Source organism: Sphingomonas fucosidasi (assembly GCF_036663855.1).
GTDB classification, from domain to species: Bacteria; Pseudomonadota; Alphaproteobacteria; order Sphingomonadales; family Sphingomonadaceae; genus Sphingomonas; species Sphingomonas faeni_B.
The window spans coordinates 85018-99156 of record NZ_JAXOJR010000014.1; the positions used below are offsets into that span (position 1 = coordinate 85018).

A 14139-nucleotide genomic window follows, 5' to 3' on the forward strand; every position below is an offset into this window, starting at 1 on the left:
GCGACGGGCGTCTGATCCGGTCGAGAGAGATCCTTCAACGCATTGCCCCCGTGATCGATCAGAACGGCAACCACCAGACTATACAAGCACATTGCTTGTAGTGATTAAGATTCGCCAGGACATATCCTAGTACAACTTTAAGCAGCAATTATTTTATTAAATAGAACCCGCATGGACCTTTGCATTTATGTTATCGATAAAACAGATGTCGTTTATAATTTAAACTGATTCGGTTTCGATAATTTACATTCAAGATTCAGCCACAATGACTTATAGATATATCGTTAACTTATGAATGAGAAAAGTGGCATCAGGTTGGTTGCGCACTACCAAACGGGCGCCGTCAAGCAGAGCTGCGAGTTTCTGAGGTGCAGCATACCCATTTCGTTTCATTAGGAAATGACGATGTTCCATAAGTTGAACAGAACCAATCTGAATGTGTTTTCTGCCAAGGTGGCGTCCGCTGCGCTGTTGATGGCTGCGGTGACGCTGACGTCTGCACCTTCCTACGCCTCCACACAGGGCACGCTCGGCGCGACGTCGCAAGGCAGCGTGCAGATCACGGTGTCGATCCCGAGCCGCGTGCAGATCAGCGGCCTGACGGATATCGCATTCACCGATGTCGAACTGGGCAGCCAGGTGTCGCGCGCGCAGAACAACTGCGTCTGGAGCAACACCGCGACCAAAGGCTACACGATTACCGCGACAGGGAGCGGTACCGGTGGGGCATTCACGCTGTCCTCGGGTCAACTCGCGCCGATTACGTACGGCGTACAATGGGCGCAGACGTCGGGCCAGACGTCGGGCACCGCACTGATCCCCTCCGCGGCATCGGCAGGCTTCGTCTCGACGGCCCTGCTGCCGACCTGCATCGCGGCACCGTCATCGAGTTCCAGCCTGATCGTGACGGTCGCAGCATCGCAGCTCGAGACGATGGTGTCGTCGACGAACTATACGGGAACGCTGACGCTGCTCGTCAATCCTAGCTGATCGCCGTTTCCCAGCTCGCAGAGCCATGATGACCCTGCGCCCACCCCGCGCCACCCGCCCACTTCACACTGCCCGTACCGCCATGATAGCGCTGATCCTTGGCTTGCTCGGTGGCGAGCGAGCGGAGGCGCAGCAGGTCCGGATCGACCAGCTCGGCGACTATAGTTTCGGGTTGCTGAGCAGCACCGCCATCGATGTAAAGCAAAGCCGCAACGTCTGCATCTCAAGCACCGGAAGCGGCCGCTACACCATCCGGGCGACCGGCAGCGGCAGCGGCGGCCTCTTCACTCTGGCGGGCGCCGGCGCGCCGATGGTGTACGACGTCCAGTGGAGCGCGTCGGCCGGGCAGCAGAACGGAACCGCGTTGGTCCCCGGCCGGACGCTGACCGGACTGACGACCACGGCGTTAGGCCTCAATCTTGGCTGTCTATTGAGCAATTCGGCGAGCCTCATCATCGTGCTGCGCGCGGCCGAACTCAGTACGGCGACGGCGGGGGCCTATTCGGGCACGCTAACACTCCTCATCGCGCCCGAATAGTGATCGATCGACGATGCACGCCCGTGACACATCCGTCCGTGTTGGCAACGCCTGCCGTGGCGTCTGGGGCGGCACGCTCGGCACGCTCGCCCTGTGCTCCGCTGCCACGGCATCTGCCGGGACGCCTGCCGACACGGCACAGATCAGCGCCGGCTCTCCGGCCGGGTTCGACATGCTGATGGTTCCGCAGGAAGCGGTCGTCGATGTGTATATCGGCGACATTTCGATCGGGCAGACGCGCGTACGCTATCTATCCCGGAAAATCACGTTCCTCGATATCGATGACGTCGTTGCGCGTATTCCCGACCTGGTTGGCGTCGCAGCCGTCCGGGCGGCGCTAGCGGCGCCCGATCTCGACACGCATGCCGCGTCTATCTGCCGGCCCGACGCCGACGCGCCCAGTTGCGGGATGCTGAAGCCTGCTGTTGCGGGGGTGATCTTCGACGAGGCGCGGTTTCGAGTCGATTTGTTCATCGACGCGCAGTACCGCGTCGTCCGTGTTGCCACGCCCCGCGCGTATCTGCCGGTACCGGACGCCGGACTGTCGCTGGTCGACCAACTGGGCGGGACGATCGCGGGCAGCGGGGGCGATGTCGACTACGGCATCCAGAACCGCGCGATTTTGGGTTATCGCAACGCACGACTGCGCAGCGAACTGTCCTATGCGTCGCGCTACGGGCTCGTCGCCGACACGCTGGTCGCTGAAGTCGACACGCCGGGCGTGCGCTATGCGGCGGGGGCGATGTGGGCGCCGGGCATTGACCTGACGGGTCGTCGCAAAATGGTCGGAGTCGGTGTGCAGAGCCAGATCGATACACGGCTCGACCGCACGTCGATCGCGGGCAGCCCGCTGGTGGTTGCCTTGCCGCTGCGCTCGCGCGTCGACATCGTGCGTGACGGGCTGCTGCTGACCTCGCGCATTTACGACGCCGGCAACCAGGCACTCGACACGTCGGGGCTGCCCGACGGGGCCTATGAAATCGTGCTGCACGTGCAGGAGGCGGGGGGCGGAACGCGCGACGAGCGGCGGTTCTTCACCAAGAACGCGGCGATCGCCGCGGCCGGCGAACCGATCGTCTTCGGCTATGCCGGACTCCTTGCGAACGACCGACGCGGCGCCCTGATCGCGGTGTCGCGCACGTCGTTCTACGAAGCCGGCATCGCGTGGCGGCGGTCTCCGCATCTTGCGCTTGACGCCACGCTGATGGGAACCGGCCGCACCGCGTTGCTCGAATTGGGGGGCTATTGGTTGAGCACCGCAGCACAGGTGCGCGCGGCGGCACTCGCGTCGGTCCGGGGGCAGTTGGGCGTGCTCTTCCAGACCTATTCGGCCGGGACGGCGCGCCTGAACTACGCGCTCGACCTGCGTCGGGTGTGGAGCCCGGGCGATCGCCCGCTCATCCCGATCAGCGAACGACGCACTTACGACGTCTTCACCCTCGACCGGGCGGCGCAACTGTCGGCTGGCGCCTTCACCCAGGCGAACGCCACGTTCGGCTGCACATTGCGTCAAGGCCAGATCGGCGTCAGCGGTTTCTACCGCGAGGACGCACGGTCCTCCCCCAGCTACGGGGTTGGGCCTACCGTTAGCGTTCGGTTGGTCGAACGCGCGGGAATGCAGGTCACGCTGCGCGCCGACGCGACGCTGTCCAACCGTGGCACGTCGGCCCTTGTCGCACTGACATTCCAGCGGTTGCGAGGCACGTCTTCGATCACCGCCAGCTTGGGCGGACGGTCGACGTCGGCCACCCGCGACGGCAGCACCGGAACGGCGGTCGTGGGCGGCATCGGCGGGTCGTGGCAGAAGGCGGGCGTGCTGGGCGGTGATCTGGCGTTGTCGGGCGGACTGGAGCGCGAGGTCACCGGTACGCTGGCGCGCAGTCACGCCGATCTGCGCACCAGAGCCGCCACTCTCTATGCCGATGTTGCGCAGCCGATCGCTGGCAGCAACGGCGCGACGCAATATGGCCTGAGTTTCCAGACCACCGCGGCCGTGACCGACGGTAGCCTGGTATTCCAGGGGATCGACCGCAGCGACAGCGCCATCCTGGTTTCGGTGGATGCGGACTCAGAAGACCAACGCCAGAGCACGTCTTTCGAGGTTCTGGTTGACGATACACCGCGCGGTGTCGTGCGTGCGGGTACGACACTGTCGGTGCCGGTCGCCGCCTATCGGCACTATGCGGTGCGCGTCCGCCCGCTCGGCGAGGCCCTGATGCGCGTCACCGGCCTCGCACGTCAGGTAAGCGTCTATCCCGGCACGGTCGCGCGCGTGCGCTGGTCGGCGCAGCGCGTAGTGGCGATGTTCGGACGGATCGTCTGGGCGGATGGCACGCCGGTCTCCAATGCCGCGGTTTCCACTGACGATGCGATCGGCAACACCGACGATAACGGTTATTTCCAGATCGAAGCCAAGCGCAACGCGGTACTGAAGATCCAGAGCATCGATGGGCGTCGATGCCGGCTGCCGGTGACGGTTACGCCAACGGGAACGAAAACGGGAACGGTTATGAGCACCACCGAAGGCTATGCCGCGCTTGGGACGCTGCGGTGCCGCGGTTCACTGCCAGGCACACAGATGGCGGATGAGACGCCATGACCAGACGAAAGGACTATCTCATGACGGGTATGTGTAAGCGAACGGTCGCGGCGATGGTAACTGCAGTCGCATTCATGACGATGGGGACGATGGAGGCCCATGCCGATCTGGTGCTGAGCCAAGTCGTCGTTGACATGCTGCCGAACGCCGTGCCGCGCCTTGACGTCGAGGCGTCGAACGCTGGCAAGGATCGCATCTACGTCGTCGCCGAACCATCGGAAATCGTCGATCCCGGCCAGCCCGGCGAACGGCGCCAGACCAGCCCCGATCCGACCGTGATCGGCCTGCTGGTTACCCCGCAAAAGATGATCCTGGAGCCAGGCGAGCGCAAGTTGCTGCGGATCGCCGCCGTCGCACCGCGGGGCGCACGCGACCGGATCTACCGCGTGACGGTGAAGCCGGTCATCGGCGAGCTTTCGGCGCCGGGATCCGCGCTCAAGGTGCTCGTCGGGTACGACATGCTCGTCATCGTCCGCCCGTCCGCGCCGTCCGGCGTGGTGGTTGCCCAGCGCAACGGTACGACCGTTGCATTCACGAACACCGGCAGCACCAATGTCGAAATGTACGAAGGCCGGCAATGCGATGCGGCAGGCAAGGACTGCCGTACGCTGTTGCCCAAGCGGCTATATGCCGGCGCTGCCTGGACGCAACCGATCGATCCGGAGCGCGGGATCGAATACAAGATCAAGACCACCACCACGGTGGAGACCAAACACTTCTAAGCCAGGGTACGTCCGGAACTCAATTCTTCGCACCCTCGTCGCTTCCTGCGCTTCAACCGCCTGAGGCCTACGGCTACCGCAAGGTCAACAGGATCGGTGAACGAGGCCAAACCGGTAAGGGGTTCGCTGGAGATCGGTCCGGATGAGGCGGAAGTCGTCCGCCGCATATTTACCGAGTTCGCCTCAGATCGGTCAACCAGGAACACCGTCAAGCGACTGGACGAGGACGGCGTACCGTCTCCGCGCGGTGGGCTTTGGAACCAATCCGCCGTACGCGGCGATCCCGTCAAGGATGTGGTCGTCCTCAACAACCCGCTTTATGCGGGAAGCCTAGTACGGGAGCGTCGGGAGTGGCGCAGGAACCCCGACAGCGAGAAGCGGGAACGCCGCTATCGGCTCCATGACCAGTCCGAATGGGTAGAGGTTGCGGTCCCTGACCTGCGGATCATCGACGATGCTTTGTTCGAGGCCGCGCGCAGTGAGATCGAACGCCGTAAGCACCCGGTAACGGCATCATCGTCGGTCGGCAGCAAGCGGGTAAAGCATCTGCTGTCCGGACTTATCTGCTGCAGTTGTTGCGGAGCAAACTATGCGATCAGCGGGAAGAACCATTACCGCTGTGCCGGCCAGAAGGAGCGCGGAACTTGCGGTAATCGCGTGTCCGTACCCGACTCTGATTACGAGCCGGTGTATTTGGCTTGACGGCGCCCGTTATACCGTTCTGACCCAGAAGCGGCCGTTCAGGGCGTTCCGATCAGCTCGCAACTTCCGACGTTCGTTCATGTCAGTTCCACATGATCGAATCGCTCAATCATCGAACCAACCGGTATCGCCACCAATCGGCATGCCCGGCGGAATCGTTGGCACCATCTGGCGCTTGTCGAGTTCGCGCGTCAGCTTGTCCTCGTCGGTCAGCAGCATGGCGGCATGCCGGCTCCATGCCCCGTCCTCGCCGCTGCCCGCCTTGCTCAGCTTCGCGGCGATCCCGCGCAACCGGTCGCCGAGCAGCGCCGCGACGTCCGGCGAGGTCGCGGCGTCGCGCGCGGTGTTCGCCATGGTCATGATCGTACGATAGGCGACGCGCCGCCCCACTGCATCGCGGCGCGTATCGACGGTCGCGGCGATCAACCGGTCGAGCAGCGTATCGACCCCCGGCAGCCCCGGCTCGCGGCGATGCTGTTCGTACACGCGGGCAAGCCGCGCCGGCGCCAGCAGTGAATCCAGCGTCACCTGTGCCGCCACGTCCGCCGCGACCAGCGGGTCGAACGCGGCGGCCCCGGCATTACGAAACACCTCCTGATCGAACTGCGCGTCGCCGCGCCCGTTCATCGGCGACGACAAGGGCATCACCAACGCGGCGGGAACGGTCAGCGCGTCCGTCGACAGGGTCGCCAGCATCGCGGCGATCCCCGCATCCTGGGTAGCGGCAGCGACGGGAACGGCGACCGGATGATTGTCGCCGGCCACTGCATACGCATAGTCAATCCCCCCGACCAGTTTGCCCACCGCATCGATGTCGTAGCGATGCAGCAGCCACACCGGCACGAACTTGCGCCGCAGATCCGACAGAGCCTCGCCGTTGCGCAGCACACCAGGTCCGAATTGCCCGATCGCGATACGGCGTACCGCCATCATGTGGTTCAGCCCCGCGACCGGATCGGGGCCGTCGTCCCACATGCTGCCCCACGGGCTAGGCGTATCGGATGCGCGGCCGTCGATGTCGGTGATGAAGCGAACGCCCTTTGCCTGGATCGCGAGCGCCTTGGCCCGTGCCGCCGCATCGGGATCGGTGCCGGGGGCCGGATCGGCATAGAGCCAGTCGACGGTGTAATCGTCCCACACCCCGCCACCCGGAGCATAGGCCTCCGACAGGTCGATCCGGCCTTCGGTCAACTTGATACGCGGTCCGGGGTAATCCATCACCGTGGTGCGCCCCTGCGTGCTGCCCGCGAAATTGTGCATGAAGCCGATCGCATGGCCAACCTCGTGCGCGCCGAGTTGGCGAATCCGGTCGAGCGACGCCCTGACCGGGTCGTTGCCGCTGCCGCTGTTGTTCTGGGCCGTCCCGACGAGCCCCTCGAAGATCGCCATGTCCTGGCGCACGCGGAGCGCGCCGATCACGACAGTGCCCTTGATGATCTCGCCGGTCCGCGGGTCGACGATGCCGCCGCCATAGGACCAGCCCCGCGTCAGCCGGTTCGACCAGTTGACCATGCTGTAGCGCACGTCGAGCGGGTCGGCGCCCACCGGCAGCATCTCCGCGCGGAAGGCGTCGATCAGACCGGCCTTGTCGAACGCCGTCGCCCAATAGTTGACGCCTTCCAGCAGCGCAGTGCGGATCGGTTCGGGGGCGGCGCGGTCGATGTAGAAGATGATCGGTTTCTTTACGCGCGAGCGGGCGGCGGTCGGATCGACCTTTTCGAGCCGGAAACGGTTCGCGAACTGCTGGACCACATCCTCGCCGAGCGGCGTGCCATAGTCGTAATATTGGTTGCCGCCCGCGGCCGAGCGGATGTCGAACTTGCGTGAGACAAAGCCGGGTGCGGGCAAGCGGACGAAGCTGTGATGGACTGTGAAGCCGATCTGGCGTGGTTCGGGGGCGATCCGCTCCACCTCGCGGCCCGGCGTGTCGGTCTGATAGGTCTGGAGCGCGTCGACTTCGATATTGTCGGGGAAGACCTTGACCGACGCGGCGTCGGCGACGCTGAGCGCATCGATCAGGCGGAACCCCTTGCCCGCCGCCGACCCGCCGCCCGCGCCAGCCATCGTCCAGCTGGCGTTGAGCGAATCCGCGATTCCCAGCGTGTCGCGCGTCAGGAACGGCGCGATGTCCACCGTCACGCCGCCGCCGGGGTCGGTCGAGACGATGTCGAGCATCGCCATCACACTGGTCGGGAAGCTGGTGCGCCCGCCCGCCGCGACGCCCGCATCGCCGGTCGCGCGGAACTGGTGATTCTCGAACGTCACCGCGACCTTCTTGCCGATCCGCCGGAACGTGAGAATGTGCTCGGGCCCGAGCATCCCGCGATCAAGCCGCAGATTGGCCGATCCGATGCCGGTCCGCAGCGAGGTGACATAGATGAAGCGTCCCGATGCACCATCCGCGTCGGCGGCGGGCAGCGTGACGAGGATACGCCCGTCTGCTGGAATCGCCTTCACCGGCAGCAGCGCAGTACCCGACGCGATCGCCGTTGCGACCGGTGCGATTTGTTGCGCGGCAACGGGCACGCCCGCGATCGCCAACGCCGCCAACCCGATCGTCGCACATCGTTTGATCCCGCGCATCGTTTTCCCCCATTTTGCTGCCGTGCAGCAAAACTAGCATGATCGATGTTGCGGTATCCGGCGATATTGCGCACGTTTCTACCTATGGGTGATGCAATCGGGCAATTAACGGGGTGAACGATGCGCGAAAACGAAAACAATCTTGTCGATACCACGGATTATCGCATCCTGCGCGAACTCATCCGCGATGGCCGGGCATCGGACGTGACGCTGGGTGAACGTATCCACCTCTCGAGTACCGCGACCGCCCGACGCCGGAAGATCCTGGAAGAGAACGGCGTCGTCGGCGGCTATACCGCCAAGCTGAACATGGCGAAGCTGGGGTTCAGCATCACGGCCATGGTCTCGATCGAGCTCAGTTCACAGGCCGAGCAGGTGCTTAACGAGTTCGAGTCCGCGGTGATCCGCTGTCCTTCGATGTCGTTCTGCAGCTTCGTGTCGGGCGAAGTGGATTTCATCATGATCGTTCATGTGCGGTCTTTCGAAGACTATGACCGCGTCTATCGCCGGGAATTGTCGATGCTGCCCCACGTGGCCCGCATCCGCAGCAGCTTCCTGATGCGCGAGGTCGTCCAGCGGTCGGTCGCCCCGGCGGTCGTAGACGATCAACGATGACGCAAGGCGTATGGAAAACGCAACTTAATAATATAACACACGCATTAAACCATCAAAGATTTTCGTTATCCTCATGCATTCCGCACAAGTAACATAGATTTCATCTTCAGATTGCGAGGAAGCGGCAGGGCGCATCTGATAGTCTCCGGATCGGAACAGGACCGGGACACCCGGCCATCGATACCAACAGGCAGGAACCAACGAAACCATAATCCGGGGGGATATCTGGACGGCACCCGATTATCTGAAGGGGGCTATCCATGACTGTTCTATACGGCGCCAGCCGCGGCGCTTCCGTCACGCTCGCGCAGCCGACTACCCGGACGACGCATCGCTCGAAGAGCCGTAGCCTGGTCGGCGTGGGAGCGTTGGCGCTTTGCTTCGCCAATCATGCCGCGTCGGCCCAGAGCGTTTCTGGATCGCAGGACATCGCATTCCAGACCGAACGCGGCTCCGCCAAATCCGCGCCCGCGGATCAGGAGACCACGAACGTCCCCGGCGGCAAGCCCGAGCTGACCGTCGATCCCGTCACCGGCGACAATATGGGCGAAGGCGACACGATCGTCGTCACCGGGTCGCGGATCGAGCGCAACGGTTACAGCGCGCCTACCCCCGTCAGCGTCGTCACCGCCAAGGAATTGAAGGCGGAGGCGCCCGCCAACATCTCCGATTTCGTCAATACGCTGCCCGCGGTCCGTGGCAGCGGCACGTCGGCCAGCAGCAACGGTTCGCTCAGCAACGGCGCGGCCGGCATCAACTCGGTCAACCTGCGCAACCTCGGCGCGGCGCGTACTCTGGTGCTGTTCGACGGCCAGCGCTCGGTCGCCTCGACCACCACCGGCCAGGTCGACGTAAACACCTTTCCGCAGGCACTGATCGAGCGTGTCGAGGTCGTCACCGGTGGCGCTTCGTCCGCCTACGGCTCGGATGCGGTTTCGGGCGTGATCAACTTCATCCTCGACCGCGACTATACCGGCTTCAAGATGGAGTATGAGCACGGCGTCACCACCTATGGCGACGCGCCGAACCACAAGGTGACGGCGACCGGCGGCAAGGAATTCGCGGACGGGCGCGGCCACCTGATCGTGTCGGGCGAGCATTTCTCTCAGAAGGGCATCCAGTCGGTCGATCGCGACTGGAACGACAGCGGGTATTTCCTCGCCAACAATCCCGCCTATTCCGCAGCACGCTGCACCGATGCGGCGGCGCTGGGCACCCCCTGCGTCAACGAATTCCTGATCGCGTCGGGCATCGGCACGGGCCAGTTCACGCCGGGCGGCCTCGTCAGCACCGGCCCCTTGCGCGGCACCTATTTCGGCTCGGTCGATCCGGCGACCGGCAAGGCAAGCGTGAACCAACTGACGTTCGGCCCTACCAGCGGCCAGTGGATGGTCGGCGGCGACACCGACATCACCACCGCCGGCCATCGCGGCAGCGCGACCTTGCAGCCCGAGGAAAAGCGCAGCAGCGTCTTCAGCCGGCTGAGCTACGAGGTCTCGCCTCTGGTCGAGCTGTACGGGCAGTTCTCGTACAGCAATTATCGCGGCCAGAGCTATTATCAGCAGACGCCGACGACCGGCGTGACGATCCAGCGCGACAACGCCTATCTGCCCGACGCGACGCGCGCGGCGATGGTGGCCAACAACCTGACCTCGATCCAGATCGGCACCAGCAACATCTTCCTGCCACCGCAGGGCAGCGACAACGAGCGCCAGGTGTTCCGCTATGTCGCAGGCGCCGACGGAGCCTTCTCGATCGGCGCGAGCGACTGGAAATGGGGCGGCTATTATCAGCTCGGCAAGACCAAGACGAACGAACTCCTAACCAACGCCTGGAATGTCGGACGGATGGCGGCCGCGACCGATGCGGTCGTTGCTGCGGCAGGCAACAGCGGCGGCTATGCGCCGGGTACGGTCGTGTGCCGGATCAACGTCGATGCGAACACGGCCAATAACGACCCATCCTGCGCGCCGCTCAACCGTCTGGGCACCAACGGCGCCTCGCCCGAGGCGATCGCCTATGTCCTCTACAACGGTCGCCAGCCGCTCCGGAAGCAGGAGTTGAAGCAGGAGGTCGCAGCGATCAACTTCTCGACCAACAGCCTGATCGACCTCTGGGCGGGACCGATCTCGGTCGCGTTCGGTGCCGAATCCCGCAAGGAATCGGTCACCGGATCGGTCGATCAGCTATACCAGCCGATCGTCGCCAACGGCGTCACCACCGGCACCTGGATCTATGGCAATTATCTGCCGACCAAAGGCCGGTACACCGTCAAGGAAGCCTATATCGAGTCGGTCGTGCCGATCTTCAAAGGCATGGATTTCAACGGCGCGTTCCGCTTCACCGACTATTCGACGTCCGGCACCGTGGAGACGTGGAAGGCTGGCCTGACATGGCAGGTCATTCCGGACATCAAGCTGCGCGGCACGATCTCGCGTGACATCCGCGCGCCCAACCTGAGCGAGCTGTTCGCGCCCGGTACCGGTCGCACCAACACCGTCAACGTCCCGCAGGTGAACGGCAGCGTCGCCGCCAACCAGTTCAACGAATCGACCGTCGGCAATCCCGACCTGCGCCCCGAAATCGCCAAGACCTATGGCGCCGGCGTGGTCCTGACGCCGACTTTCCTGCCCGGCTTTGCTGCCTCGGTGGATTATTACGACATCAAACTGGACGGCGCGATCGACTCGCTGCTCGCGCAGACGATCGTCGACCAATGCTATCAGCAGGCGATCGCCGACGCGTGCTCGTTCATCTCGACCACTGGCGGGCGCGGGGTCACGACCCTCGGCCTGCCGGTGACCAGCATCGAGGTGAAGCCGACCAACTTCGTCAGCGTTAAGACGCGCGGCATCGATATCGAGTCCAGCTATCGCCGGCAGGTTGGCCCCGGCACCATGACGCTGCGTGCGCTCGCCAGCTATGCCTTCGAGCTGACCAGCGACAACGGCGTCACCGCAACCACCGACTTGGCCGGGCAGAACACCGGTGGCCTGCCCGACTGGACCTATAGGTTCAGCGCCGGATACGATCTCGATCCCGGGTTCAGCATCCAGGGCATCGCCCGCGGTGTCAGCGGCGGCGTGTACAACAACAATTACGTCGTCTGCACCACCGACTGCCCGCTCTCGACCGCCGATTACCGCACGGTCAACATGAACAGCATCAAAGGGCAGTTCTTCTACGACGTGAACGCCAGCTACGCGTTCGAGACCGGCGGAGCGAAGGCGCAGGTGTTCCTGTCGATCCGCAACCTGCTCAACAGCGATCCGGTGCTCGTCGCCAACGGGCCGACCGGCAACAACACGCCCGCCTATCCGCAGACAAATCGCGCGCTCTACGACGTGCTCGGCCGCGTTTTCCGGATGGGCGTGCGCATCGGCATCTGAGGGGAGCGACCGCCCCTCACCCCTCACGACAGCATTGTTCAGGAGATAAAGACATGGCCCATACCCGCCCAATGATCGCCGCGTTGATCGCTGCCGGCTTGTGCAGCACCGCTGCTACCGCTGCCGAACCCTTGCCGGCCCAAGTCACCACCAATGCTGCAAGCATCGATCGCGATGCGCTGAAGAAACAGGCGGTCACCGACGTCGAGGCGCACGCCAAGCTGATCCAGCAGATGGTCGATTCCCTGTTCAGTTTCGCCGAACCGGGGTTCCAGGAATTCCAGACGATGGAGTATCTAACCGGCATCCTGAAGAAGGAGGGCTTCACCGTCACCAAGGGCGTCGCCGACATTCCCACCGCGTGGACCGCGACCTGGGGCACCGGCGGACCGCTGGTGGCGCTGGGCAGCGACGTCGACGGCCTGCTCGGCCTGTCGCAATATCCCGGTTCGCCGACGCTGAAACCGATGGTAGCTGGCGCGCCGGGGCACGGCGAAGGCCATAATTCGGGCATGCCGATGATGATCGCCGCCGCCATCGCCGCCAAGGACGTGATGGTGAAGAACAAGATACCCGGCCGCATGATGCTATGGCCCGGCATCGCCGAGGAACTGCTCGCGACCAAGGCGTGGTATGTCCGCGATGGCCTGTTCAAGGGCGTGGACATGTCGATCTTCGCGCATGTCAGCAGCGATTTCAGCACCGGCTGGGGCAACAGCGGGAACAACGCGCTCGTGTCCGCCGAATACACCTTCCACGGCAAGACCGCACACGCGGCCGGCATGCCGTGGGAGGGGCGCAGCGCACTCGACGGTGTCGAGGTGATGGACGTCGCCTGGAACATGCGCCGCGAGCACCTGCCCGTCACGCAGCGATCGCACTACGTCATCACCAATGGCGGCGGGCAGCCCAACATCGTCCCCGACGTCGCCAGCGTCTGGTATTATTTCCGCGACCTGGATTTCGCCAGCGTCCGCGACCTTTACACCACCGGCAACGAGATCGCCGACGCTGCGGCCAAGGCTACGGGCACCACCGTCGAACACAAGCTGCTAGGCTATGCCGCGCCCAATTACGGCAACAAGCCGCTCGCCGAGGCCGCTTATGCCAATATCAAGGCAGTCGGCATGCCGAACTGGAGCACCGACGACCAGGCCTTCGCCAAGGCGGTCCAGCAAACCAACAAGCGAGCGGTCAAGGCGCTGCCCACCACGATCTCCGACCTTTCGACCCCTGCCAACCGGGAACGCTCGCTGGGTGGCGGATCGGACGATATCGGCGATATCATGTGGACCGTGCCGACGATCACCGTGCGCTACCCGTCCAACATCCCCAGCATGATCGGCCACAACGTGCTGTCGGCGATCGCGATGGCCACGCCGATCGCGCACAAGGGCGCGGTAGCGGGCGCCAAGGCGGTCTCGATGACCGTGCTCGACATTATGACGACCCCGCAATTGGTGACCGAGGCCAAGGCGTTCCAGCAGACCGTGCAGTTCAAGGACCAGAAATACGACCCCGTCGTCACCGCCAACGACCCGCCTGCCATTCACCTTAACAAGGAGATCATGGAACGGATGCGGCCGGCGATGAAGAAGTTCTATTACGACCCGGCGAAGTATCCGACGTATCTCGACCAGCTCGGGATCAAGTATCCGGCGGTAGAGGCTCCGACCCCTACGTCCGACTGACGATCGTCGCTAGGCTCGAGGCAATGGTGACGGCGCACGCTGCTCCGTCACCATCGTCTATCCCAACGAGCATGGATTCCTGCGCGCGATGTTGGTCGCCACGCATCATCCCATATGCTCGCCAAGACGAACTCGCGTTTCGCTACGCCGATGACGCGCGCAGCAGGCTGGCCGACGATACCGCCAGACGCGAGCTGACGTGACCCCCGTTTTTTCCTCCAGTTGGAGCTAGAGTCCGACCCCGGAAAGGGACGGACAGATGAAGCGGAAGCAGTTTTCGGAAGAGCAGATCATCGGCATCCTGAAGGAG

Annotated in this window: 9 protein-coding genes; 8 read left to right on the top strand and 1 reads right to left on the bottom strand. The window is 63.9% G+C overall.

All coding sequences use genetic code 11. From position 1 onward, the window contains the following. The first annotated feature begins 405 nt into the window (after positions 1-405). The 5 genes from U1737_RS19450 (at position 406) to U1737_RS19470 (ending at position 5551) form a co-directional block, all read left to right on the top strand. Entirely contained in the window at positions 406-990 is a 585-nt protein-coding gene (locus U1737_RS19450; RefSeq protein ID WP_332797939.1) for a hypothetical protein, read from the top strand. An 82-nt stretch (positions 991-1072) separates the two neighbouring features. Next, positions 1073-1528 (top strand): hypothetical protein, encoded by a 456-nt coding sequence (locus U1737_RS19455; protein WP_332797940.1) that lies wholly within the window; start codon positions 1073-1075, stop codon positions 1526-1528. Positions 1529-1541: 13 nt separating this feature from the next. Continuing rightward, positions 1542-4127 carry a TcfC E-set like domain-containing protein gene (locus U1737_RS19460; protein ID WP_332797941.1) on the top strand — a complete coding sequence of 862 codons (2586 nt, stop codon included), beginning with the start codon at positions 1542-1544 and terminating at the stop codon, positions 4125-4127. Between the two features lie 20 nt (positions 4128-4147). Further along, entirely contained in the window at positions 4148-4849 is a 702-nt protein-coding gene (locus U1737_RS19465; protein WP_332797942.1) for a fimbrial biogenesis chaperone, read from the top strand. Positions 4850-4945: 96 nt separating this feature from the next. Next, a complete protein-coding gene (locus U1737_RS19470; RefSeq protein ID WP_332797943.1) occupies positions 4946-5551 on the top strand; it encodes a recombinase family protein in 606 nt (201 codons plus the stop codon). Positions 5552-5656: 105 nt separating this feature from the next. On the opposite strand, the gene U1737_RS19475 is transcribed toward U1737_RS19470, so the two are convergent. Continuing rightward, positions 5657-8134 (bottom strand): zinc-dependent metalloprotease, encoded by a 2478-nt coding sequence (locus U1737_RS19475; RefSeq protein ID WP_332797944.1) that lies wholly within the window; start codon positions 8132-8134, stop codon positions 5657-5659. A 120-nt stretch (positions 8135-8254) separates the two neighbouring features. Here U1737_RS19475 and U1737_RS19480 point away from each other — a divergent pair, with 120 nt between their 5' ends. The 3 genes from U1737_RS19480 (at position 8255) to U1737_RS19490 (ending at position 13829) form a co-directional block, all read left to right on the top strand. Continuing rightward, positions 8255-8749, top strand: coding sequence for an Lrp/AsnC family transcriptional regulator (locus U1737_RS19480; RefSeq protein WP_332797945.1), 495 nt, complete (start codon positions 8255-8257; stop codon positions 8747-8749). A 260-nt stretch (positions 8750-9009) separates the two neighbouring features. Further along, positions 9010-12138, top strand: coding sequence for a TonB-dependent receptor plug domain-containing protein (locus U1737_RS19485; RefSeq protein WP_332797946.1), 3129 nt, complete (start codon positions 9010-9012; stop codon positions 12136-12138). 53 nt (positions 12139-12191) lie between these two features. Continuing rightward, positions 12192-13829 carry an amidohydrolase gene (locus U1737_RS19490; protein WP_332797947.1) on the top strand — a complete coding sequence of 546 codons (1638 nt, stop codon included), beginning with the start codon at positions 12192-12194 and terminating at the stop codon, positions 13827-13829. Positions 13830-14139: the final 310 nt, after the last annotated feature.

Coding starts and splice junctions, on each gene's coding strand:
- U1737_RS19450 (WP_332797939.1), top strand. CDS start 406: ATGTTCCATAAGTTGAACAGAACCAATCTGAATGTGTTTTCTGCCAAG.
- U1737_RS19455 (WP_332797940.1), top strand. CDS start 1,073: ATGATAGCGCTGATCCTTGGCTTGCTCGGTGGCGAGCGAGCGGAGGCG.
- U1737_RS19460 (WP_332797941.1), top strand. CDS start 1,542: ATGCACGCCCGTGACACATCCGTCCGTGTTGGCAACGCCTGCCGTGGC.
- U1737_RS19465 (WP_332797942.1), top strand. CDS start 4,148: ATGACGGGTATGTGTAAGCGAACGGTCGCGGCGATGGTAACTGCAGTC.
- U1737_RS19475 (WP_332797944.1), bottom strand. CDS start 8,134: ATGCGCGGGATCAAACGATGTGCGACGATCGGGTTGGCGGCGTTGGCG.
- U1737_RS19480 (WP_332797945.1), top strand. CDS start 8,255: ATGCGCGAAAACGAAAACAATCTTGTCGATACCACGGATTATCGCATC.
- U1737_RS19485 (WP_332797946.1), top strand. CDS start 9,010: ATGACTGTTCTATACGGCGCCAGCCGCGGCGCTTCCGTCACGCTCGCG.
- U1737_RS19490 (WP_332797947.1), top strand. CDS start 12,192: ATGGCCCATACCCGCCCAATGATCGCCGCGTTGATCGCTGCCGGCTTG.